General features: G+C 60.0%; 26 protein-coding genes. 11 read left to right on the top strand and 15 right to left on the bottom strand.

Going from position 1 to position 20,834, the window contains the following annotated elements; genetic code table 11:
- Nucleotides 1-9 precede the first annotated feature (9 nt).
- The 4 genes from Q1A51_RS12965 to Q1A51_RS12950 all read left to right on the top strand — a co-directional run bounded on the left by Q1A51_RS12965 (nt 10) and on the right by Q1A51_RS12950 (nt 2,305).
- Nucleotides 10-471, top strand: a complete 462-nt coding sequence (locus Q1A51_RS12965) for a flavodoxin domain-containing protein (RefSeq protein WP_299599804.1) — start codon at nt 10-12, stop codon at nt 469-471.
- Complete coding sequence (locus Q1A51_RS12960) at nt 468-890, top strand: thioesterase family protein (protein WP_299599803.1); 423 nt, start codon at nt 468-470, stop codon at nt 888-890. The genes Q1A51_RS12965 and Q1A51_RS12960 overlap by 4 nt, the downstream gene beginning before the upstream one ends.
- A gap of 99 nt (nt 891-989) precedes the next feature.
- Entirely contained in the window at nt 990-1,841 is an 852-nt protein-coding gene (locus Q1A51_RS12955; RefSeq protein ID WP_299599802.1) for a helix-turn-helix transcriptional regulator, read from the top strand.
- Nucleotides 1,838-2,305 (top strand): 3-hydroxyacyl-CoA dehydrogenase family protein, encoded by a 468-nt coding sequence (locus Q1A51_RS12950; RefSeq protein WP_299599801.1) that lies wholly within the window; start codon nt 1,838-1,840, stop codon nt 2,303-2,305. Before Q1A51_RS12955 ends, Q1A51_RS12950 begins: the two co-directional genes overlap by 4 nt.
- Before the next feature lie 125 nt (nt 2,306-2,430).
- Here Q1A51_RS12950 and Q1A51_RS12945 read toward each other — a convergent pair whose 3' ends face one another.
- The 5 genes from Q1A51_RS12945 to hmgA form a co-directional block, all read right to left on the bottom strand.
- Nucleotides 2,431-4,098, bottom strand: a complete 1,668-nt coding sequence (locus Q1A51_RS12945) for an ABC transporter substrate-binding protein (protein WP_299599800.1) — start codon at nt 4,096-4,098, stop codon at nt 2,431-2,433.
- A 376-nt stretch (nt 4,099-4,474) separates the two neighbouring features.
- Nucleotides 4,475-5,653 (bottom strand): amidohydrolase family protein, encoded by a 1,179-nt coding sequence (locus tag Q1A51_RS12940; protein ID WP_299599799.1) that lies wholly within the window; start codon nt 5,651-5,653, stop codon nt 4,475-4,477.
- A 451-nt stretch (nt 5,654-6,104) separates the two neighbouring features.
- Nucleotides 6,105-6,326 carry a hypothetical protein gene (locus tag Q1A51_RS12935; RefSeq protein ID WP_299599798.1) on the bottom strand — a complete coding sequence of 74 codons (222 nt, stop codon included), beginning with the start codon at nt 6,324-6,326 and terminating at the stop codon, nt 6,105-6,107.
- Between the two features lie 73 nt (nt 6,327-6,399).
- A complete protein-coding gene (gene fahA, locus Q1A51_RS12930; RefSeq protein ID WP_299599797.1) occupies nt 6,400-7,656 on the bottom strand; it encodes a fumarylacetoacetase in 1,257 nt (418 codons plus the stop codon).
- 202 nt (nt 7,657-7,858) lie between these two features.
- Entirely contained in the window at nt 7,859-9,214 is a 1,356-nt protein-coding gene (hmgA, locus tag Q1A51_RS12925; RefSeq protein WP_299599796.1) for a homogentisate 1,2-dioxygenase, read from the bottom strand.
- A 68-nt stretch (nt 9,215-9,282) separates the two neighbouring features.
- On the opposite strand from hmgA, the gene Q1A51_RS12920 reads away from it, so the two are divergent.
- On the top strand, nt 9,283-9,720 hold the full coding sequence (locus Q1A51_RS12920) for a MarR family transcriptional regulator (protein ID WP_299599795.1): 438 nt from the start codon (nt 9,283-9,285) through the stop codon (nt 9,718-9,720).
- A 2-nt stretch (nt 9,721-9,722) separates the two neighbouring features.
- On the opposite strand, the gene Q1A51_RS12915 is transcribed toward Q1A51_RS12920, so the two are convergent.
- On the bottom strand, nt 9,723-10,532 hold the full coding sequence (locus Q1A51_RS12915) for a division plane positioning ATPase MipZ (RefSeq protein ID WP_299599794.1): 810 nt from the start codon (nt 10,530-10,532) through the stop codon (nt 9,723-9,725).
- A gap of 192 nt (nt 10,533-10,724) precedes the next feature.
- On the opposite strand from Q1A51_RS12915, the gene edd reads away from it, so the two are divergent.
- The 4 genes from edd (at nt 10,725) to Q1A51_RS12895 (ending at nt 15,288) form a co-directional block, all read left to right on the top strand.
- Nucleotides 10,725-12,539, top strand: a complete 1,815-nt coding sequence (gene edd / locus Q1A51_RS12910; RefSeq protein WP_299599793.1) for a phosphogluconate dehydratase — start codon at nt 10,725-10,727, stop codon at nt 12,537-12,539.
- Nucleotides 12,540-13,184, top strand: coding sequence for a bifunctional 4-hydroxy-2-oxoglutarate aldolase/2-dehydro-3-deoxy-phosphogluconate aldolase (gene eda, locus Q1A51_RS12905; protein WP_299599792.1), 645 nt, complete (start codon nt 12,540-12,542; stop codon nt 13,182-13,184).
- Nucleotides 13,185-13,467: 283 nt separating this feature from the next.
- Nucleotides 13,468-13,833, top strand: a complete 366-nt coding sequence (locus Q1A51_RS12900) for a c-type cytochrome (RefSeq protein ID WP_299208087.1) — start codon at nt 13,468-13,470, stop codon at nt 13,831-13,833.
- Nucleotides 13,834-13,995: 162 nt separating this feature from the next.
- Nucleotides 13,996-15,288 carry a PQQ-dependent sugar dehydrogenase gene (locus Q1A51_RS12895; protein ID WP_299599791.1) on the top strand — a complete coding sequence of 431 codons (1,293 nt, stop codon included), beginning with the start codon at nt 13,996-13,998 and terminating at the stop codon, nt 15,286-15,288.
- Here the strand turns inward: Q1A51_RS12895 and Q1A51_RS12890 are convergent.
- The 7 genes from Q1A51_RS12890 to Q1A51_RS12860 form a co-directional block, all read right to left on the bottom strand.
- Nucleotides 15,285-15,671: a hypothetical protein gene (locus tag Q1A51_RS12890; RefSeq protein WP_299599790.1), complete on the bottom strand. Its 387-nt coding sequence runs from the start codon at nt 15,669-15,671 to the stop codon at nt 15,285-15,287. The genes Q1A51_RS12895 and Q1A51_RS12890 overlap by 4 nt on opposite strands.
- Before the next feature lie 125 nt (nt 15,672-15,796).
- A complete protein-coding gene (gene rpmE / locus Q1A51_RS12885) occupies nt 15,797-16,018 on the bottom strand; it encodes a 50S ribosomal protein L31 (RefSeq protein ID WP_189368161.1) in 222 nt (73 codons plus the stop codon).
- Nucleotides 16,015-16,404 (bottom strand): 50S ribosomal protein L19, encoded by a 390-nt coding sequence (gene rplS, locus Q1A51_RS12880; RefSeq protein WP_189368162.1) that lies wholly within the window; start codon nt 16,402-16,404, stop codon nt 16,015-16,017. The genes rpmE and rplS overlap by 4 nt, the downstream gene beginning before the upstream one ends.
- A gap of 231 nt (nt 16,405-16,635) precedes the next feature.
- Nucleotides 16,636-17,016, bottom strand: coding sequence for a hypothetical protein (locus tag Q1A51_RS12875; protein WP_299599789.1), 381 nt, complete (start codon nt 17,014-17,016; stop codon nt 16,636-16,638).
- Nucleotides 17,017-17,109: 93 nt separating this feature from the next.
- The gene (gene trmD, locus Q1A51_RS12870; RefSeq protein WP_299599788.1) at nt 17,110-17,901 is read right to left on the bottom strand and encodes a tRNA (guanosine(37)-N1)-methyltransferase TrmD; all 792 of its coding nucleotides are present in this window, start codon (nt 17,899-17,901) and stop codon (nt 17,110-17,112) included.
- 44 nt (nt 17,902-17,945) lie between these two features.
- Nucleotides 17,946-18,452 (bottom strand): ribosome maturation factor RimM, encoded by a 507-nt coding sequence (gene rimM / locus Q1A51_RS12865; RefSeq protein ID WP_299599787.1) that lies wholly within the window; start codon nt 18,450-18,452, stop codon nt 17,946-17,948.
- Nucleotides 18,445-18,582 (bottom strand): hypothetical protein, encoded by a 138-nt coding sequence (locus Q1A51_RS12860; RefSeq protein ID WP_299592388.1) that lies wholly within the window; start codon nt 18,580-18,582, stop codon nt 18,445-18,447. Before Q1A51_RS12860 ends, rimM begins: the two co-directional genes overlap by 8 nt.
- 302 nt (nt 18,583-18,884) lie before the next feature.
- Between Q1A51_RS12860 and Q1A51_RS12855 the strand changes: the two genes are divergently transcribed.
- On the top strand, nt 18,885-19,346 hold the full coding sequence (locus Q1A51_RS12855) for a GNAT family N-acetyltransferase (RefSeq protein WP_299599786.1): 462 nt from the start codon (nt 18,885-18,887) through the stop codon (nt 19,344-19,346).
- Nucleotides 19,347-19,463: 117 nt separating this feature from the next.
- Nucleotides 19,464-19,781 (top strand): multidrug efflux SMR transporter, encoded by a 318-nt coding sequence (locus tag Q1A51_RS12850; protein ID WP_299208108.1) that lies wholly within the window; start codon nt 19,464-19,466, stop codon nt 19,779-19,781.
- Here Q1A51_RS12850 and bluB read toward each other — a convergent pair.
- Both bluB and rpsP read right to left on the bottom strand, forming a co-directional pair.
- Entirely contained in the window at nt 19,778-20,404 is a 627-nt protein-coding gene (bluB, locus tag Q1A51_RS12845; protein WP_299599785.1) for a 5,6-dimethylbenzimidazole synthase, read from the bottom strand. The genes Q1A51_RS12850 and bluB overlap by 4 nt on opposite strands.
- A 15-nt stretch (nt 20,405-20,419) precedes the next feature.
- Nucleotides 20,420-20,824 carry a 30S ribosomal protein S16 gene (gene rpsP, locus Q1A51_RS12840; protein ID WP_299208112.1) on the bottom strand — a complete coding sequence of 135 codons (405 nt, stop codon included), beginning with the start codon at nt 20,822-20,824 and terminating at the stop codon, nt 20,420-20,422.
- Nucleotides 20,825-20,834 lie beyond the last annotated feature (10 nt).

The raw sequence follows: 20,834 nt of genomic DNA, 5'->3' as shown, positions 1-20,834 counted from the left end.
GAGCGTTGAATGAAAGTTGGAATTTACTACGGGTCCGAGACGGGCAATTCCGAGATGTTGTGTGAAGACATCGAGACGGAACTGGGCGAGGGGTTCGACTGCGATATCCAGAGCCTTGCTGACGTGAACCCGGCCGCGATGGAGAAGGGTGCGTTCTATATCATCGTGACCTCGACCTATGGCAACGGTGACCTGCCATCGACCGCGCTGCCGTTTGAAGACGCGTTGACCGAAGGCAAGCCGGACCTGAACGGTGTGCGTTTTGCGATTTTCGGCTTGGGCGACATGGTCTTTGCCGAGACGTTCAATCACGGGTCCATGAAACTGAGCGAGATGCTGAAAGCGCAAGGTGCTGTTCAGGTCGGTGAACGCGGCCTGCATGATGCGTCGGGCTTTGACATGCCAGAGGATGTGGCGCTGCCCTGGGTGCAGGGGATCATGGGCCTGATGGCGGCGGACAAGGCTGCTTGAGCGCAGCGTTCGAACATGAAATCCGGGTCACATGGGGCGATTGTGACCCGGCCAAGATTGCCTATACCGCTCGCCTGCCCTGGTTTGCGCTGGACGCCATAAACGCGTGGTGGGAGGCGCATCTGGGCGGGGATGGCTGGTATCAGCTTGAACTGGACCGCAATATTGGCACGCCATTCGTCCATATGAGCATGGATTTTCGATCGCCCGTCACACCCCGTCACCGTCTGATTTGTTCTGTCTGGCCCAGCCGCCTGGGGGAGAAATCCGTGACTTTTCGGGTGGATGGGTATCAAAACGGGGTGCTGTGCTTCGAAGGCACGTTCACTTGTGTTTTTGTCATCGCAGACCAGTTCAAGAGCTGTTCCGCGCCACCGGAGCTGCGCGCAGTGATTGCCCCCCACATATGCGACGTTTGAATAGTTGATCAGTCGGCAATGCGCCCTACAACATCCTGATAAGACCAAAAAAACGTGCGCATGACTTCACCAAGACCCATACCCGACGGAGCTGTTCCGATGATTGCACGCCTCGCCACCCGCGTTCGCGCGGCGCGCGAGGCGCTGGGACTGCCGCGACGTGCACTGTCCGAGCGGTCGGGCGTATCCCCCCGCTACCTTGCCCAGCTTGAGGCGGGGGAAGGCAACATTTCCGTTATTCTGTTGGAGCGCGTCGCGACTGCGCTGAATGTTCGGATCGAGGATTTGTTGTCCGAAACCGCCCCGATGGATGGAGACGTGGCGCGGGTGGCGCGTTTGTATCAGGCCGCCCCGGCGCAGGTGCAAGGGCGTGTGCGCGCCTTGCTGGCCCCACAGAACCCTATGGCCTTGCGCGCCCAGCGTATTTGCCTGGTTGGTTTGCGCGGGGCGGGGAAGTCGACTTTGGGCCGCTTGGCTGCGGACAAGTTGAAGATACCGTTCGTCGAGCTGAATCAGGAGATCGAGGCCAAGGCAGGAATGCCTTTGTCCGAAGTCATGAGCCTGTATGGGCAAGACGGATACCGCGCGCTTGAGACCGAGGCAGTCTCCCAGGTCGTGGCCCGTCATGACAAGTTGATCCTTGCCGTGGCTGGCGGCATTGTTGGCGACAAGGCGACCTATGACATGGTGCTGGAACGCTTCCACACCATTTGGGTGCGCACCAGCGCGGGCGAACATATGACCCGTGTACGCGCGCAGGGCGATCTGCGGCCCATGGAAGGGAACCCGGCGGCCATGGAGCAACTGAAGGCGCTCTTGACCACACGGACCCCGGCATATGAACGGGCCTTGGCGCAGGTCGATACATCGTCCAAGCCCGTATCAATGTCGGTGAACGAGTTGCTGGCCATCATCGCCAAGCACCGCTTCCTGGAAGGCTTGGGGGCGTGAGCGCAGCAGTTGCTCCGCTACAGGATGCCTTCTGGCGCGCTTGCGAGCGGCTGCTGTACCGGCACACAACCCCTTGGGAACTTGACGAGGCGCTGGTGGCCTGGGGGTACGGACTTGGCCCGTGCGAAGCGCAAGATCTGATTGGTCTGGATGTGGTCCTACGTGTCCGCGATGGGGTTGATGTGACGCCGGTGTTGCCGCGCATGGTCGCCGAGGGGCGCTTGGGAAAACGGTTCGGTTGGGGATACTATCGGTATCCCGGCGGCGGTGGTGCCGTCATCGACCCGTTGATCGAGGACCTGATCTGTGAAGAGGCGTGGTTTGCAAAGGTGTCGCGCACAGAACTGGCCGGGGACGTTTTGGTGACCCGCCTACACGAAGAGATGCGGGAGGAATTGCGCGCGGATATGGATTCAGCCGTGCGCCTTTTGCATTTCCCAGCGGATCGGTTGGCGGTGATCTGAGAGCGCTGGGCTGACGCTGTTTGGCTGCGCCAAATACGCCCCGCCCACCATCCCTTTTGTTCGGCTTTTTAGTAACAAAAAGGGCCGCGCAATGGCGGCCCCTTCCAATTCCGTGATCCCATGGATCAGGTCCAGGCGACCTGCGCCGGACGGAATTCATATGTGATGTGGTGTTCGCCACCCACCAGACCTTCCTTGGTGTGGTTGGTCAGCGACCGCCAGTAGGGCTGGATCGTAACGCCCGCGTCCTGGATCATCTTCTGGCCGATGGCCATCAGCTTGCGGCGTTCTTCCACATCCGCTGTTGCCAGCGCCTTTTTCAGGTTCTCGTCGAACTCGGGGTTGGACCAGCCAAACTCGTTCCACGCTTCGCCCGAGCGATAGGCCAGCGCCCAGATCTGGACGCCCAGCGGGCGGTGGTTCCAGTTGGTGGAGCTGAACGGGTACTTGGCCCAATCGTTCCAGAAGGTCGAGCCAGGCAGCACCGTCCGTTTGACGTTGATACCTGCGTCGCGCAGCTGGGCTGCGACCGCATCGGTGGTGTCCTTGCGATAGCCATCGTCGATCGAGATCAACTCGTGCTCGAAATCGCCCATGCCGGCCTCGTCCATCAGGGCCTTGGCGCCTGCGGGGTCTACCTCCATCGCGGGCAGTTCGGCATATTCCGGGTGGAACGGTGCGACGTGGTGGTTTTCGGCCACTTCGCCACGGCCACCGATGCCCAGTTCGAGCAGGATGTTGTTGTCGACCGCCATGGTGATGGCGCGGCGCACGCGTTCGTCTTCGTAGATGCGCTTGCCATCGACTTCGGCCAGCTGGTTCGGCCGGATCACCAGGGTGGCGGCGGTCACGATGTCGTTCTGCACCATGCCGTCGATGGACGCGATCAGGTCAACGAAATCGCCATCAACCGAGTAGTTCATGTCAACTTCATCGGCTTCCGATGCCGCCATCCAGGCTGCCGGGTCGGTGCCGTAGTCGATGTACTCGATGCGGTCCATGTAGGGGCCACCGTTGACCTCAGTGCCCCACCAGGTGTGGTCGACGTTCTTCACCAGCACACCTTTGACGCCCACTTCGAGCGACTCAGGCAGGTAGGGGCCGGTGCCGATGGGATTGCTGAGCGCGGTGTCAGCTGTGTACGAGCTGTGCACGATGGCCGCCGGGTAGTCCGCCATGCCCGCGATAAGCGAGATGTCGGAGGCGGGCAAGTTCAGCTTGACGGTGTGGCTATCAACCACTTCGATGGCGCCTTCAATGGCCTTGTTCGTGTCAGAGTCGATCAGTGTGTTGAAGCGACCGGCCATCGAGTTGCCTTCGAGGTCCTTCTCGCACCAGCCTGCGATATTGCGGGCCACGTCCTCGGCGGTGAAGTCTTCACCGTTGTTCCACTTGACGCCTTTGCGGACGTTCAGGGTGTAGAGGGTGGCATCATCGTTGATTTCCCAGCTTTCCAGCAGCGACGGCTGGAAGGTGCCGTCGTTTTCGTAGGTGACCAGGTATTCCAGCCAGCCACGCGAGAAGTTGGCAATCTGTGACCAGTCATAGGTGCGCGGGTCCTTGAGCGCGCGAACCTCGGTCTGGTAGCGGAGCGTGCCGCCTTCCTTGTGGCCCGCGGCCTGCGCGGCAGGGGCGCTCATGCCGAGCATGCCATAGGCAACGGCGGCTGTGGCGCCAAAGCTGCTGGCCGTGGCCAGAAACTCGCGGCGGTTGATCGGATCGGTGCCGACTTTGCCAGCCGAATCCAAGATGGATTGCGGCAGCGGCTTGCCGGTACGTGTTACAAAGGTCATGTTCTTCCTCTCTGTTGGCGTCACGAACAGATGTTCGCGTCCTTATGTGGTCAGGGTGAGTGCCCGACCTTTTGGTGTTGCAGTTATCCTGCGTTTTTTCGCCACCCCTTCCCGGGAGACGCCCGGAGTTCAAACGATCGGGCGCATGGCGTCAACCCCATCGTCGGGGGCCGTGCACATAGAAATAGTCGACAAGATTCCGATGTTTTTGTGATTCTACGCCGTTCTCGGGCCCAAAACCGCCTTTTGACTGGATATGGGCACGTCATTGGTCGTTTCGCCGGTTGAGTGCGGGGGATGGCTGTCAGGATCTGTTTTTGTTGTTACGAGCAGGTTTGCGCTTGTCCAATGAAGCCGGTCTGGCCCGCAATTGCGATCACATGAGCGTGTCAAGCGCTGGCCGCAGCGGCACACGACCAGATAGCAGATCGGCGGTGTGCGTGACGTCGCATGTCAGCATGTCGGTCAAGTGGGCACCATCTACTGTAACGGCCGCCCCTCCAAGAGCATGCGCCGCATCCGTCGTGATTGCGGGCAGCCAATCCCCCATGGGAGGGTCCAAATGCGCCGCGACGCAGGCAAGCGCCAATGCGGCACAGGGATCATGCGCGCCAACAGGGCAGAAGGCATCTGCAACATTGTCGGAACCCACGACGATGGGCACGCCCGCGTCCCGCAGTTCTCTCAGCCGGGTGATCCCGCGCCGGTCTGGTGTGCCATCGGTCCGGCCCTGCAGGTACAGATTGGTGATTGGCAGCGTGCACACCGTGATGCCTGCGCGCGCGAGTTTGTCCGCGATGCGTTGTACGTCGTGTAAAGGTCTGTCCATCAGGCTTACGCAATGGCCGCACAGGATGGGGCGGTCAAAGCCGGCCTCCAGCGCCACATCAGCGATCTGTTCCAGACCGTTGAGGCCGCCCGATCCTTCGTCTACGTGGAAGTCCAGCATCAGGCCATGTTGGGATGCCGTTGCAAACAGGACCTCCAACCCGGCGCGTGTCTTTTCGTGCCCGTGAACAAATGCCCCCAACACACCGTCCGTGAAAGACAATACCTTGCCGACCGTGTTGGAAAACTCCGGATACGTCCATTGTTCGATACTGGTCAGGGCCGAGAGCTGCAGGCTTGGGTGATCCTCGGCCAGTTCGACCAGAACGGACCAAGAGAGTGGGGGTGCGGGTTCATCACCCCAATCCACGTGGCTTCTGATCGACCCGCAGCCGTTTTGATGCGCTTCCTTCACCCCCTTGGTCGCGCGCGCGCGAATGTCGTCTTCGTCCCAATGCACTTTGTCCGCACGCTGGCTGGCGAGGGCATGATGCAGGTCGCCGCCCACCTGACCCAACCGACTGATGGTGTAGCACTTGTCGAGATGGCAATGCGGTTCGACCAGTTTGGGCAGCACCATCCGGGTTGCTGTGCCCGTTGGTGCATCAAGTGCCATCAACCGCCCGTCTTTCACAACCGGCGCGCCGTGCACGCAGTCACCATGCGCCACCCCACCAAAACGATGTGGATCCGCAATCATGGACCTGGGAACCAGAATGTCAGTCATATACGCTCATCAAGGTCAAAAAATATGCTGCCCCTGAACAAAAGGTGGAACCCGCCTGCAGCGCACCGTCTGATGGACGCCTGTTGATGCGTTGATCTGTTTGGTCTTGAGGATGTTGCCGTGGCGCGGGCGAGGAACCGCGTCTTCATGTCCTTCCCTTTCGTGGAAGTGGATTTCAGCGGCGTTTGAGCATTGAACCCGTGCCAGAGATACACCGTGACGGTTTCAAATTTCGATGTGCAGCGCAAGTATGCGTGTTTGAAATCCCCCGCTGCGTGCCTGATCGCCTGTATGGTTTGGCAATTCTTTTTGCTGGGCTGTGGGAGTGTTCGGATGGCGCCGGTCAGACATCAACGCCATTTAGCGCCAGCGCTGCTGGATTTGTCCCCGCGGGGACAAATGCGCAAGACCTTCGGTCCGTTGCCGGTTTTGAAGCTGAAAACCCTTGTTTCTATTCCGCGCACTCGCTGTGATCGCGCCGGATCAGCTTCCACAAGGTCCAGACCAGGGTGCCGCCAAAGAACAGCGTGGCCAGACCAATGACCTCCCACCCGGCGGGGCCTTGCGGGATGCCACGAAAGACCAAGGCACCGATCAGGAGGGAAAAGCCCGCAAGCGAGAACCAGAATCGGAACAACAGATCACCCCGGGTCGGACAGTGTTTGTTCGTCATGGTATTGTGCCTCCGCTGATATCGACAGTGACGCCGCCACGAACGCGACGTTTTGCCAGCCAAAAGACACACATCAGCGTTTGTACGGATCGTCCAGCGCTGCAAGGATCGTTCCGGCACATGTGCCGAAGCCGATACGGTATCCGTCGCCCCGCGCATGTCCTGCAAGTGTCAGCGTATCGCCGTCTTCCAGAAAGGTGCGTGTCTCTCCGGTATCGAGCGTCAGTGGCTCCTTCCCACCCCAGCTCAGTTCCAGCAGGCTGCCGCGCTCTGGTTTCCTCGGGCCAGAGATGGTCCCAGACCCCAAAAGGTCGCCCACATTCATCGGGCAGCCCGATGTGCTGTGATGCGCCAGTTGCTGGGCCGAGGAATAATACATCTCGCGGTAGTTGGTTTGGGCGATGGTTGTGGCCTCTTTGCCCTCCGGGGCAAGCCTGACGCTCAGATCGATGTCATAAAGCATTGGGCCGGTGTCCTTGAGGTGGTCGAGCAACTCGAATTCACGGTCGGGCGTGGAGGTGCGGAAGGGCTCCAAGGCCGCCTTGGTTACAATCCATGGGCTGATTGAGGTTGCGGTTGCCTTGGCCTGAAACGGGCCGAGCGGCTGGTATTCCCACGCTTGGATGTCGCGCGCGGACCAGTCGTTCAGCAGCACATAGCCAAAGATGGCTGCGTCGGCTTCGTCAACCGAGATGGGACCGTCCGAGGCCATGCCGACAATGGCACCCATTTCCAGCTCCAAGTCGAAACGGCGTGAGGGCAGGAATGCAGGTAAGTCATGGTCTGGCGATTTCAACTGACCCCAAGGGCGGCGGATGTCGGTGCCCGAGACAACCACGGAAGAGGCGCGCCCGTTGTACCCGATCGGGATATGCAGCCAGTTGGGCGGCAGTGCGTTTTCGGCACCGCGAAACATGGTTCCCACATTCGTGGCGTGATGTCGGCCCGCATAAAAGTCAGTGAACTCCGACACGACAAGTGGCATATGCAGAACCGCATCGGCCATCGGCACCAAAATGGGTTCAACCAATGCCCGATCCTTCGACCCTTCGGCCAGCAGGTCCGCCAACCGATTGCGTAGGGCGGTCCAGACGGCGGGACCTTGTTCCATCAGTTCGTTCCAGAAAGGGACATCGAACAGCGGCTCGTCCGCGAGGTCGACAATCCCTTGTTCCTCGGCGGCATACATATCGAGGATCATGTCACCGACCGCCACGCCACAGCGCGCATCAAGTGTATCGGTTGAAAAGACACCATAGGGCAGGTTGTTCAGGGGAAAATCGGTGCCTGCATCATTGGCGCTGGTCACCCAGCTGGTCCTTAAGGTCATGTTTGCTGCCCGTTTGGTTCTGAGATTTGTGTGATCAAAGCGGCCTAATCCGAGTGATCTGTCAGGCTGCCGCCTTCTTGTCGTCTTCCGGGCATGCTGCCGATGCTTCCTTCACGACGCCGAAATATCGCTGTGATCCAGCTCCAGATTGCGAAGCAGAACACGAAGGCAACGACGGCAATAACGATCAGCCCAGGATCAATCATTTCTTACCCGGTGTCCCGTCGAATTTCTTTTCAATGTCTGTCCAGCAGTCGATGTAATCGTCCTGAAGCGGAGCCTCTTGCGCCGCGAACTGGGTCAGGTGCTGGGGGAAACGGGTTTCGAACATGAAGGACATTGTATTGTCCAGTTTCTGCGGTTCAAGGTCGGCGTTGCTGGCCCCTTCGAACGCGTTTTTGTCCGGTCCGTGGGGCAGCATCATGTTGTGCAGGGACATGCCTCCTGGCACGAACCCTTTCGGTTTGGCGTCGTACTGGCCATAGATGTTGCCCATCAGCTCCGACATGATGTTCTTGTGATACCACGGCGGGCGGAATGTGTCTTCGGCCACCATCCAGCGTTCGCGGAACAGCACAAAGTCGATATTGGCGACGCCCGGTTGGCCGGAGGGCGCGGTGAGCACGGTAAAGATCGACGGGTCGGGGTGGTCAAACAGGATGGCACCCACAGGGCAGTAGGTTTTCAGGTCGTATTTCAGCGGAGCATAGTTGCCGTGCCATGCCACCACATCCAGAGGTGAGTGACCAATCTCCGTCTCGTGGAACTGGCCGCACCATTTGATCGTGAGGGTCGAGGGAACCTCGCGGTCCTCGAACGCGGCCACAGGGGCCTTGAAGTCACGCGGATTCGCCATGCAGTTGGCACCAATGGGGCCGCGCCCGGGCAATTCGAACTTTGCGCCGTAGTTTTCGCAGACGAAGCCACGTGCGGGGCCGTCCAACACCTCGACTCGGTACACAAGACCACGTGGCAGGATCGCGATGTCCTGCGGTGCAACGTCGATGATCCCCAATTCGGTGCAAAAGCGCAGCCGTCCTTCTTGTGGAACCACCAGAAGCTCGCTGTCGGCGGAGAAAAAATAAGCGTCCTTCATCGACGCAGTCGCCAGATAGATATGGCTCGCCATGCCCACCTGCGTGTTCACGTCACCCGCTGTCGTCATGGTGTGCATACCGGTCAGCCATGTCAGGTCCTGATCGGTGTGCGGCACGGGATCCCAGCGATACTGCCCCAAGCTGGTCACGTCTTCCGGGATGTGTGGTGCGGATTTCCAATAGGGCAGGTCAATGCGGTTGTACCGACCGGAGTGTTTTACGGAGGGGCGGATGCGGTAACACCACGTGCGTTCGGGCCGCACATCAGTAAAGGCGGTGCCGCTCAATTGCTCACCATAAAGCCCGTAATTGCATTTCTGGGGCGAGTTCATTCCTTCGGGCAGGGCACCCGGCAGTGCTTCGGTTTCGAAATCATTGCCGAAGCCCGGCATGTACCTTTCGGTGATACCTGCCCCGGATGGGGCCTGGATCATGGAATGCGGCGCGGATTGGCGGTTCATGGCGATCCCTCTTGCGGAATTGGTTGCCGATGTAATAGTTGTTTTTGTAACTAACAAGCGATGCCCCAATGAAATCAGCCAAAGACTTCGATGTCCGCCAGTTCCTGCCCTATTTGCTGAACCAGGCGGCCGAGGCGTCGAGCCTTGAGTTCCAGAAGGTCTATAAGGACAAGTATGGGATGCTGCGGAACGAGTGGCGGGTGCTGTTTCACCTGGGCATCTACGGTCGCATGACGGCCAGCGACATTGGTGCGCGTGCGCAGATGCACAAGACCAAGATCAGCCGCGCAGTGCAAAGGCTGGCGGAGCGCCGATACCTGACCCGCACGCGCGCAGATAAGGATCGACGCGTCGAATACTTGACCCTGACACCGGCCGGGCAGCAGGTCTATCGCGACTTGAAGGGCATCGCGCAGGACTACGATGCAGCCCTGACAGACAGTATTTCAATTGAAGAAGCGAACATGTTGCGTGGCTTGTTGTTGCGTCTGGCGCAGCGAGACTAGGATCAGAAGTCGACCTCGATCTCGGGCAGGTTCAGTGCCTTGATCAGGTCCCGCAATTCCTGTCGCGCCGCCACATTCGAGATGTTCAGTTGCTTCACCCCGATGTCCTTGAGATCGAGTAGGGTTAGCCCACGCGGGAACAGTTCACGGAAGATGACCCGTTCGGAAAAGCCGGGTGCGATGCGGAAGCCGATACGCTTGGCCAGCATCTTGATGGCGCGTTCCATCTTTTCCTTGTTGACCATCCGCTGGGCGCCCATGCGGTTGCGCAGAACGATCCAGTCGATGGGCTTCAGGCCCGCTTGCGCGCGCAACTGACGGGCGTTCCACACCATCTCGGAATAGACCGAGGGACCAAGAATCTTCTCACCCGTCGAGTCGATGCGCGCCAGCAGGTCGAAATCGACAAAGCTGTCATTCAGGGGCGTGATCAGCGTGTCGGCCAGCGAATGCGCGACCTGACTGAGCCGCGTGTGAGAGCCGGGGCAGTCGATTAGGATAAAGTCATTGTCGGGTTCGAGCGTCGCCACCGCCGCGCTGAGCCTATGATCATAGATATTCTCGCCGGGCTTGAGTTGCGACGCGTCGATCTCGGGCAGGTCGTGCACATCCGGTGACGGCAGGTCGAGGTCAGCCGACGCCAGAAACGTGCGGCGGTTTTCGACATAGCGTCCGAATGTCCGTTGCCTCAGGTCAAGATCGAGTGCGCTGACTTTCTTGCCAGCGCGCGCCAGTGCTGTGGCCACATGCATCGACACGGTGGACTTGCCAGCCCCGCCCTTTTCGTTGCCGACAACAATGATATGCGCCATGATTGTCCCCTTACCGCACATCCGCTTTGCGAATTTTGGGCCACTATATGTTGTGTTCACACCCTTTGAAAGCGGGCATGGAAACTTTCCTGCGGCACCGTGGCGCGGTGATTGCACAACGAAGCTGTTAGCGCTATCAGGCGCTCTGTGATAAGATGTGGCCAAACCGAGATGAGGAGATAGGAGAGCACGATGCCCCTGCACCCTACACTTGAGCGCGTGACTGAACGTGTGATCGAACGCAGCGCACCAACACGACGTCGGTATCTGGATCGGATGGCTACGGCCAAGTCCCAAGGTCCGGCCCGCGCGCACCTGTCCTGTAGCGGCCAGGCCCATGCGTTTGCCGCGGCTGGTCCTGACCAGTCCCGGCTGGCCGAAGCAAGCGTTGGCAATCTTGGGATTGTCACGGCCTACAATGATATGCTGTCGGCACATCAGCCGTTCGAGACCTACCCGACCCTGATCCGCGACGCGATCCGGGCGGAGGGCGGAACTGCGCAAGTGGCGGGCGGTGTGCCCGCCATGTGCGACGGTGTGACCCAAGGCGAGGCGGGCATGGAACTAAGCCTGTTTTCGCGCGATGTCATTGCCATGGCGACCGGCGTGGCGCTGTCCCACAATGTCTTCGATGCCGCCGTCTTTCTGGGCGTCTGCGACAAGATCGTGCCGGGTTTGATCATCGCGGCCCAGTCCTTTGGTCACATGCCAGCTGTCTTCCTCCCTGCAGGTCCGATGACCAGCGGCTTGTCCAATGATGAAAAGGCCAAGGTCCGCCAGAGGTTCGCGGCGGGCGAAGCGACGCGTGAGGAATTGCTCGCGTCGGAAATGGCTGCCTACCATGGTCCGGGCACCTGTACCTTCTATGGCACGGCCAACACCAACCAGATGCTGATGGAATTCATGGGCCTGCATTTGCCGGGCTCGTCCTTCGTCAACCCGAATACGCCGCTGCGCGATGCGCTTACGGTTGAAGGGGCCAAGCGCGCGCTGTCCTTGTCGGCCTTGGGCAACAACTACACGCCGGTCTGCAATATCCTGGACGAAAAGGCGTTTGTGAACGGGATTGTTGGCCTGAATGCGACGGGTGGCTCTACCAACTTGTTGATCCACTTGATCGCCATGGCGCGGGCCGGGGGCATTGTGCTGGATTGGGAAGACTTCTGCGACCTGTCCGAGGTGACACCGCTGATCGCGCGCGTCTATCCCAACGGTCTGGCGGACGTGAACCACTTCCATGCGGCGGGTGGTCTTGGCTTCATGATTGGCGAGCTTCTGGGCGCAGGCTTGCTGCACGATGACACGCAAACCGTCGCGGGTGAGGGGTTGGAGAATTACACGCAGGAACCCAAGCTGATCGACGGTGCACTGACTTGGCAAGCGGGTGCGGGCAAAAGCCTGAACGACAAGATCGTGCGCCCTGCGGCTGATCCGTTTCAGGCAACCGGTGGGCTGAGCCGCCTTGCCGGTAACTTGGGAACAGGGGTCATGAAAATCTCAGCCGTGGCACCGGAACACCGGATCGTCGAAGCCCCAGCGCGCGTGTTCCGTGAACAAGACGACGTGAAGGCCGCGTTCAAGGCCGGCGAATTCGGCGAGGGTGACTTTGTTATCGTGGTTCGGTTCCAAGGCCCCAAAGCCAATGGGATGCCGGAATTGCACAGCCTGACACCGATACTGGGTATCATGCAGGGCCGTGGGCAGAAGGTCGCGCTGGTCACGGATGGCCGCATGTCTGGCGCATCGGGCAAGGTGCCGTCGGCCATCCATGTTTGCCCCGAGGCGCTGGATGGAGGCGTGATCGCGCAAGTGCGAGATGGCGACCTGATCCGTGTTGATGCCGAGGCCGGGCAGCTTGAAGTTCTGACTGAAGGTGTGCTTGACCGTCCGCATGCCACCGCCGATCTTTCGGGCAATCACTGGGGGGCGGGGCGCGACATGTTCCACGCCTTCCGCAATACCGTCGGGTCCGCCAATACTGGCGCAACCGTATTTGGAGACTTTTGAATGCTGACTGCCAAAGCCGCTGCCGTGCGTGCCCGTGAAATCTGTGACCTTGCGCCAATTGTGCCGGTGCTTGTGGTGGACGATGTCGCCCATGCCCAACCTCTGGCCGAGGCGCTGGTGGCAGGTGGACTGCCCGCGCTTGAGGTGACCCTGCGCACGCCAGCCGCATTGGATGTCATCGCTGCGATGTCCAAGGTGTCAGGTGGGGTTGTTGGTGCCGGGACTTTGGTGACACCGGATGACGTGAAGGCGGCCAAGGAGGCTGGCGCGCAGTTCGGGGTATCCCCGGGTGCCACCGAGGCGCTGATTGCCGCCTGCGAGGCCGAGGAGTTGCCCTTGCTGCCGGGTGCCGCCACTGCGTCTGAAGCGATGTGTTTGTTCGCGCGTGGATATGACATGCTCAAGTTTTTTCCGGCTGAGGCTTCGGGTGGTGCCCCTGCTTTGAAGGCCATTGGTGCGCCCTTGCCGCAGATATCGTTCTGCCCGACGGGAGGGGTGAGCATGGGGAATGCGAATAGCTATCTGAGCCTGCCGAATGTGGTCTGTGCCGGGGGGTCCTGGGTGGCCCCCAAGGACCTGGTTACAGCTGGGGATTGGGCCGGGATCGAGGCCCTCGCGAAGGAGGCTGCGGCCCTGTCGCGGTAGGGGTGTCCCGGCGTGGGACATATTCCAGCCTTTGAAATTTCAATGGGTTACAGCGGCGGATTCAGGAACTGTTAGGGTTTTCACCGCAGTAGCTGGCATTGGATGTGGGCTCGCCTGTTCTGGAGACAGGCGGGATGGGCGAGGTGTCTTTGGTGCAAAATCCCCGCCTCTCCTAGCAGTCCATAGACCATCCGATCGCGTTCCCGACGCGGACGGGCATTGGACGAATTGCGCTGGACCTTCTACTACTGAGGGATTGTGCAAGGAGAGGAGACCCGTGTTGATGCTAATACGCTGCCTTTTGACCGTTGCGATCAGCGTTTGGGCGTGTGCCACTTGGGCGGACACCACGACCGAAAGCAGCGCCAGCGCCGCCGCGATATCCGAAGACCAAGTGATCGACGTGGACGCGGCGCAGGACATCTTTCGAAAATCGTGCCGGGCTTGCCATGGCAACAAGGCACAAGGGGCCTCAAGCTATCCTGCACTTGCTGACCTGGACCCTGCCTATATCGCCACGCAGCTTGAAAGGTATCGCGCCGGTGAAAAGATTGGGCCCAATTCGATCCTGATGATTTCTCATGCCAAGCGGCTGTCGGACGAGGATATTGTCAATATTTCGGTCTATGTGGCGACGGCATTCGATTGACCGTTCGTATCCGTATGGATGCACCGGCATAAAGTTGCCCTTGGGTAAACTAAACATTGACCAGCGTATGGCACCACCATACCGTGAAAGTCTGGCTTGTCCGGACATAAAAACAAAGAGCACCCTCCGGATGGCGAATGACACCATTTAAGGGAGGAAACTATGTCCGGTTATACCACGCATTCCAAACTATCGGTCATTGCATCACTGCTTGCGGCGACGGCTATTTCATCATCGCCGCTGCTGGCCCAGAGCGGCATGAACACCACCAGTCTGACGCACGAGGTTGTGCTTGATGGCCTCGAAAACCCTTGGGACATGGCGTTCCTCGACGATGGCACGATGCTGTTTACGGAAAAGTGCAAGGGGCTGTCCGTGCGGATGCCGGATGGAACTGTGACTGCGCTTTACGGCGTTGCCGACACGGCCGGATATGCGGCCAATGGCGCTGACCTGTTCTGTGAAGGGCAGGCGGGCATGATGGGCGTCGCCTTTGACCCCGACTTTGCCAACAACCGGCGCATCTATGTCTATTCCACATCGAACATGTCGGACCCGCACACCAACCGGCTGATGCGATTCACGGTCAGCGATGATTTCACAAGCGTGTCGGATCGGACGGACATCATCGACGATGTGCCTTACAAAATGGCGGCGTCCGATCACCCGTTCGGGGGACCTGGAGCGCATAACGGGGGCCGCGTGCGGTTCAGCGCGGATGGCGCGTTGTGGCTGACAACGGGTGACACCCATAATGGCGAGGTGCCGCAGAGCCCGACGATGATGGGATCGAAAGTGATCCGGATCGATACTGACGGCAATGCCCATGCCGACAACAGCCCGCCTGAAGGCTTTGACGCGCGGACGTACACTTACGGGCACCGCAACGTGCAGGGTATCGCGTTCCACCCCGAGACGGGACAGGCCATCACGGCAGAACACGGACCATGGCATTCGGATGAAATCACCATTCTGGAAAACGGTGGCAATGCCGGGTGGGACCCGCGCCCGAACGTGGCTGGGCGTGGCGATTGCCCCGACAATTACTGTGGCTACAGCCCCAACCAGGAAGAGGGCATGAACCGGTACGAGCGTGCGGCGTTTATGCCGATGACCGATTTCGATACCTATCCTGATGCCATGCCACCGGTCTGGAACAACAATGGCTGGTCGCAGGGGATGTCCTCGGCCGCGTTCCTGGAGGGGGACGCCTGGGGCGAGTGGAATGGCGCGATGGTTGTCGGCATCATGGGGATCGGATTTGGCGGCACGCCCATTGGGCAACGCCTCGACGTGATCCAATTCAACGAAGATGTTGCGGATGTGGAGGACGTGACCGAGATGACCCTGCCGATGGAGTCGGGCCGGTTCCGGTCGGTGGTTATGGGGCCGGATGGCAGCCTGTACACGTCCATCGACGAAGGTACGATCTATAAGCTGACGCCCGGCGGCTAATCTGCAGTGACCAGCGTTTCGGGGATGTCGAAGCGCTGGTCATCCACCCGGATATGGTAGGTGCCATTGGTCAGCTGCCAGTCGGTATCCGTTCCGACCCCCGACATTGTCGCATTGCCGCGCAGGAATGCGCCGTCCGAGAATGTCAGTGTGCGAGCAAAGCCGTTGGGAAAGGTCACAACCACCGCTGCCGATCCTGTCGCGCGGGCGACCGAGGCGTCACAGGTGCCAAGATCCTGTCCGACCTCTTGTGCGCAGCGCACTGCGCCTTGTGCATCGAATTGACCGGACTTGGCGCGTTTGGTGGCGGTTTGGATATCCGCCTGGGCCGCGGCTGGTGTGGCCGCGATCAAGAGTGCCAAGATGAGTGGTGCGGTGCGCATCGCCGTCCTCCAGATGGATCGGGATACTATCGCGACGGCGGGGCCGCGCGGCAAGATGCTTTGGCCCTGAACGAAAAAAGCCGCCCCCGTTGGAGCGGCTTTGTCTTTTATGTAGTGTGGATGCTTTAGAAGCCCAGACCGGCGTATTTGTTCTTGAACTTGGACACGCGGCCGCCGGTGTCCATCAGGCGGGACGAACCGCCGGTCCATGCGGGGTGCACGGAGGGGTCGATGTCGAGCGACAGCTGGTCGCCTTCCTTGCCCCATGTCGATTTCATTTGAACCACTGTGCCGTCCGTCATCTTGACGTCGATGATGTGGTAGTCGGGATGCGTATCGGCCTTCATGCCTCGGCTCCTTCGGACTTCTTGGGTTTGTAGTTGGAGACTTCCGCGATCCGGGCCGATTTGCCGCGGCGGGTGCGGAGGTAGTACAGTTTGGCGCGACGCACGCGACCGCGGCGGACCACGGTGATGCTGTCGATGTTGGTCGAAAACAGCGGGAACACACGTTCCACGCCTTCGCCAAACGAAATCTTGCGAACGGTGAACGAACCGGCGATGCCCGAGCCGTTGTTGCGGGCGATGCAGACGCCTTCGTAGTTCTGCACACGGGTGCGCGTGCCTTCGGTCACCTTGTAGCCGACGCGGATGGTATCACCGGCTTTGAAGTCGGGGATGTCTTTCCCCAGGGCGGCAATCTGTTCCGCCTCTAGCTGTGCGATCAGGTCCATTGACCATCACTCCTATCATGCTCGTGGTTTGCCCACGAAGGTTTGTCGCGCCTCAGAGCTCTGTGTCTTCACCGGGTCCGCCATTGCGCCCGCCAGAGGTCAGGTCATCATTCCTTTTGTTCAGATGCAGGTGCTGCTGGAAAGCGCCGAAGAAGGCGCCACAGCACAAGCAACCCAATTCGGAGAAACCGAGTCAGGCTGAGCGGTGTATAGGCGTAGGTTTGACGGCGATCAAGAGGGTGCGCGGTCAGCGGCAGAGAACTCGTCGAATGATGACGGATCTGTTGCTTCGAGGGGCGGTTGAGTTCCGGCGAAGCGGGCAGGGAGCGCCTTTTTAAGGACCCAAAGCGGAATCTGATCGGTGGAATGCAGGTGGGCTGCGTCGTTGATCAGCTCTGAGGGTGTCGCCCTGGCCCTCTGGATGTCCGTCGCGAGATCAAGGGGGTTTTGAGGTGTCACCCCAACGCGGTTGTCCGGGACCGTGCTATGTTGCTCAAACCGTGTCAGGCGCAGGGTGTTGACCCGCTTGCGGGTCTCGCCACCAAACCGCGTGTATGGCTTTTCAGGTTCTGCGTTTGCCCCGAAGCTCGGTTTTGCTAAGAATTTCAGCATATGTCTGCCCTGTTGCGCCGATATTCTATTTTTTCGAGATTTTGCGGCGAAATTGAGCCGAACTTAAATCAATTTTCTGCGCACTGGTTGAGTTTAGCGTGAGTTGCGGTGCTTTTCCCATAGGTCGGGCCGCCGTTCGCGTGTCAGCTTCTCTGACATCTCCCGTCGCCATTCTGCCACCTTGCCGTGATGACCGGACATTAGGATATCGGGAATGTCGCGCCCTTCCCACGAGGCGGGGCGGGTGTATTGCGGGTGTTCCAGAAGGCCGTTCGAATGGCTTTCCTCGACTGCGCTTTCGGCGTTGCCCAGAACGCCGGGCAAGAGCCGCACGGTGGCGTCGAGCATGGCTTGCGCTGCAATCTCTCCCCCGGTCATCACGAAATCGCCAAGAGAAACCTCGGTGATGCCCCAGTGCTCTAGCACCCGTTCGTCGACGCCTTCGAACCGGCCACAGAGCATAGTGACGCCGTCGCAGCGCGCCAGATCGCGGGCCATGGCCTGATCAAAGCGTTGTCCCCGCGGGGACAAGTAGAGGATGGGCCATCGCCCGCGGGCGTGGGCCTGTGCCTCGGTCAGTGCCGCGCTGACCACATCGGCGCGCAGCACCATGCCGGCTCCGCCACCCGCCGGGGTGTCATCGACATTGCGGTGCTTGCCAACTCCATGCGCGCGCAGGTCGTGGGTGTGCAGTTGCCACTTGCCGTCCTGCAGAGCCTTGCCCGTCAGGGATGCGCCCAGCACGCCGGGAAAGGTTTCGGGAAACAGGGTGACGATCCGGGCCTGCCAGACACCGACAAGATCGGGGGCTTCGTCCATCAGGGAGGATGGTTTCAGTGTCGGTCGGATGGCCTTGCGGCCATGGGATTTGGAGGGCGTGGACATAGGCGTCTGTTATGCGATCCGAAGGCCGAGGGAAATGCCCGGTATCAGAACAGCCCTTCGGGTGGGTCGGCCACGATGCGTCCCGCAGCCAGATCCACGGTCGGCACGGCGGCCTTGGTAAAGGGCAAGAGGACCGTCGCCGTGGCCCCGGGCATGTGCACCTCAAGCAGGTCGCTGGCGCCGTGGTTCTGTACGGATTTCACGTGACCCAAAGACGTGCCGCCGGTGTCGAACACCTCGAGTCCCACGAGATCCGTGTAGTAGAATTCATCATCCGGCAGGTGCGGGAGTTGGTCGCGGCGGGCAAAAAGTTGCGTTCCCTTGAGCGCGTCGGCTTCCTCCTTGGTCGCAACCTCGGCGATGCGGGCGACGAAGCCATTTTTCATGGGACGTATGAGCGCAAGGGAAAATGAGCGCTTGCCGTCTTCGGTCGTGAGCGGGCTATAGGTTTCGATGTCCTCGGGCAGGGCGCAGAACGACTTTAACCGCACCTCGCCATGCACACCGTAGGCGCCGCTGATCACGCCGACACAGATCACATCATCACTCATTCCAGCACACTCCGTCACGCATCACGCCGCCTTGGTCCGTGCACGCCTCTGCCCCCTGGCTGCGTTCAAACATCAAGCCCGCCAGGAAGGCGATCAGGATCAGGATAGGCGTGCGGATCAATCCGAACATAGGGCTCACTCTCTGCAGGGCGCTGGGCCATCCGGGGCATTTGCGACACGTTACCGTGTTTTGTCCAGTCCGTGCTTGCTTTGGCGACGCTGGGGCGGCTAGGTGCAGGACATCCGCGCCCGGTGGTGCGGAAATGGAGATTTTATGTCGGTATAGACGGGCACATGCCCATGGCGTCGTGCAAACGATGCAAGCAGAAACAAATCCGTCGCTGTCGCGGCGCTGTTGGTGTGTGCCCTGCCTTTCGCGTTCACGTGATGTGAACCCTCTCAAATCATTCAATTCTTGACGAAAGGATGGCTATGCCAGACCTCTTTCAGACGCGCGCTGCGCGTGACACCGACATCCCGTTTCTTGCCCCTATTGCCGAGGCCACGCTGTTTCCGGGTGACATGTTGCCCGACATGATGGCCCCCGGCTTGAGCGGCGACAGCGATGATCTTTGGCTTGTGGTCGAACAGGGCGGCGTGCCGGTCGGCTTTGCCTTTGTGCAAAGCGAGGCACTGACGGACCGTACGTGGAACCTGCGCGCGATTGCGACATCCCCCGATCTGCATGGCGCGGGTGCGGGAACGGTGTTGATCCACGCCGTTGAAGCGGCCCTGGCCGATGCGCGTTTGCTGGTGATCGACACCACCCAGACGCCAGATCAGGACCGTGCACGCCGCTTCTACGGTGCGCGTGGATACGATCATGTGGCAACCATTCCGGCCTTCTTTGGGCCGGATGAGGACAAGGTCACATTTACCAAGATGCTGGCCTGACGGTTGGCATGGCGTAGGCGGCACTGTCTGCCCATGCCAATTCACTTTTTCCCTTGCATCCCGAATGTGACGGTTTAGATTTTGGGACCAATCGGTTCCAAAATCAGGATTTTCAGAATGGCGTGGTTCTACCTTGGTCTGGCGGCCATTTTCGAAGTGACCTTTGCGATGAGCATGAAATACGCGGATGGGTTCACAAATGCCCGGGCCACTGTAGTGACTGTGGTGGCCGTGATCGCGGGGATCGGATTTCTGACGCTTGCCCTGCGCGATCTGCCCGTCAGTGTGGCCTATCCGATCTGGACCGCTGTCGGGACGCTCGGAACCGTCGCCTTGGGGTATACGTTTCTGGGAGAGGCGCTGACGCCGCTCAAAGTGATCTCTGCCCTTGCCATTGTGGCCGGGGTTGCGGGGCTGAAGATTTCGGCGGGTTAACGTGTTTCGATGATCATGTCGTGCCGGTGTTCCCATCCGACGCGTTCGAGTTCGGGCGTGTCGGATTGGTCCTCGGGCCAGCCGACGCACATGTAGGCAACGAGTGACCAGCCTTTGGGCACATTGAGATCGTGGCACAATTGGACGGGATCAAGGATCGACACCCAGCCCATTCCCAAGCCTTCTGATCGGGCCGCGAGCCACATGAGTGTGACGGCCCCCACCACGGAATAGCGTCGCATTTCGGGCATGGTGCCTGCGCCAAGGCCGTGGCCTTGTTCTGTGCTGTCGTCACAGAAAATGGCAAGGTGTTCAGGCGCTTCGGCCATGCCGGACAGTTTGAGTTGGCTGTAGCTGGCGGCCTGTTCGCCATCGTACCCGGCCAGCGCTTGCGCGTTGGCGGCTTTGTAGTTCTCAAGCGCTGCGGCGCGGGCCGTTTCGCTTTGCACGCGGATGATGCGCCAGGGTTCGGACAGGCCCACGGAAGGGGCCAACCGAAATGTGTCGAGGCAGCGCATCAGCACTGCCTCGTCCACGGGATCGGTGCGGAAGCGGCGCACATCGCGCCGCCACGCCATCAGGTTCAGAAGCTGGCTGCGAAACTCATCTGGAAATGTGTCCACAGCGCCAACCCCTGATTACTCTGCTGTTTCTTCTGCCGGTGCTTCTTCGGCTGGCGCTTCTTCAGCAGGTGCTGCGGCAGCTTCAGCAGCCTTGGCGGCTTTTTCTTCTGCGCGCTCTTTGGCTTTTGTGCCGGGCTCACCCTTGTTGGGGTTGTTGCGTTCTTTTTTCTCAAGCACGCCTGCGGCTTCCAGCATACGGCTGATGCGGTCGGTGGGCTGTGCGCCCTCACCCAGCCAGTACTGAATGCGTTCCATGTTCATTTTCACGCGCTCTTCGCTGTCTTTGGGCAGCAGGGGGTTATATGTGCCCAGCTTTTCGATGTAGCGGCCGTCGCGCGGCATGCGGCTGTCGGCTGCCACGATGCGGTAGAAGGGACGCTTTTTCGAGCCACCACGGGCAAGACGGATTTTCATGGCCATTGTTGTTTCT

Source organism: uncultured Tateyamaria sp. (assembly GCF_947496075.1).
GTDB lineage: Bacteria > Pseudomonadota > Alphaproteobacteria > Rhodobacterales > Rhodobacteraceae > Tateyamaria.
The sequence above is the reverse complement of the archived record's forward strand: the minus strand, read 5'-3'. Positions and strand labels throughout refer to the sequence as shown.

Coding starts and splice junctions, on each gene's coding strand:
- Q1A51_RS12895 (WP_299599791.1), top strand. CDS start 13,996: ATGTCCGGTTATACCACGCATTCCAAACTATCGGTCATTGCATCACTG.
- Q1A51_RS12940 (WP_299599799.1), bottom strand. CDS start 5,653: ATGACTGACATTCTGGTTCCCAGGTCCATGATTGCGGATCCACATCGT.
- rplS (WP_189368162.1), bottom strand. CDS start 16,404: ATGGACCTGATCGCACAGCTAGAGGCGGAACAGATTGCCGCCCTGGGG.
- Q1A51_RS12890 (WP_299599790.1), bottom strand. CDS start 15,671: ATGCGCACCGCACCACTCATCTTGGCACTCTTGATCGCGGCCACACCA.
- Q1A51_RS12915 (WP_299599794.1), bottom strand. CDS start 10,532: ATGGCGCATATCATTGTTGTCGGCAACGAAAAGGGCGGGGCTGGCAAG.
- trmD (WP_299599788.1), bottom strand. CDS start 17,901: ATGTCCACGCCCTCCAAATCCCATGGCCGCAAGGCCATCCGACCGACA.
- rpmE (WP_189368161.1), bottom strand. CDS start 16,018: ATGAAGGCCGATACGCATCCCGACTACCACATCATCGACGTCAAGATG.
- hmgA (WP_299599796.1), bottom strand. CDS start 9,214: ATGAACCGCCAATCCGCGCCGCATTCCATGATCCAGGCCCCATCCGGG.
- Q1A51_RS12945 (WP_299599800.1), bottom strand. CDS start 4,098: ATGACCTTTGTAACACGTACCGGCAAGCCGCTGCCGCAATCCATCTTG.
- Q1A51_RS12850 (WP_299208108.1), top strand. CDS start 19,464: ATGGCGTGGTTCTACCTTGGTCTGGCGGCCATTTTCGAAGTGACCTTT.
- rimM (WP_299599787.1), bottom strand. CDS start 18,452: ATGAGTGATGATGTGATCTGTGTCGGCGTGATCAGCGGCGCCTACGGT.
- Q1A51_RS12860 (WP_299592388.1), bottom strand. CDS start 18,582: ATGTTCGGATTGATCCGCACGCCTATCCTGATCCTGATCGCCTTCCTG.
- Q1A51_RS12935 (WP_299599798.1), bottom strand. CDS start 6,326: ATGACGAACAAACACTGTCCGACCCGGGGTGATCTGTTGTTCCGATTC.
- eda (WP_299599792.1), top strand. CDS start 12,540: ATGCTGACTGCCAAAGCCGCTGCCGTGCGTGCCCGTGAAATCTGTGAC.
- edd (WP_299599793.1), top strand. CDS start 10,725: ATGCCCCTGCACCCTACACTTGAGCGCGTGACTGAACGTGTGATCGAA.
- fahA (WP_299599797.1), bottom strand. CDS start 7,656: ATGACCTTAAGGACCAGCTGGGTGACCAGCGCCAATGATGCAGGCACC.
- Q1A51_RS12855 (WP_299599786.1), top strand. CDS start 18,885: ATGCCAGACCTCTTTCAGACGCGCGCTGCGCGTGACACCGACATCCCG.
- Q1A51_RS12875 (WP_299599789.1), bottom strand. CDS start 17,016: ATGCTGAAATTCTTAGCAAAACCGAGCTTCGGGGCAAACGCAGAACCT.
- rpsP (WP_299208112.1), bottom strand. CDS start 20,824: ATGGCCATGAAAATCCGTCTTGCCCGTGGTGGCTCGAAAAAGCGTCCC.
- Q1A51_RS12955 (WP_299599802.1), top strand. CDS start 990: ATGATTGCACGCCTCGCCACCCGCGTTCGCGCGGCGCGCGAGGCGCTG.
- Q1A51_RS12900 (WP_299208087.1), top strand. CDS start 13,468: ATGCTAATACGCTGCCTTTTGACCGTTGCGATCAGCGTTTGGGCGTGT.
- Q1A51_RS12965 (WP_299599804.1), top strand. CDS start 10: ATGAAAGTTGGAATTTACTACGGGTCCGAGACGGGCAATTCCGAGATG.
- Q1A51_RS12920 (WP_299599795.1), top strand. CDS start 9,283: ATGAAATCAGCCAAAGACTTCGATGTCCGCCAGTTCCTGCCCTATTTG.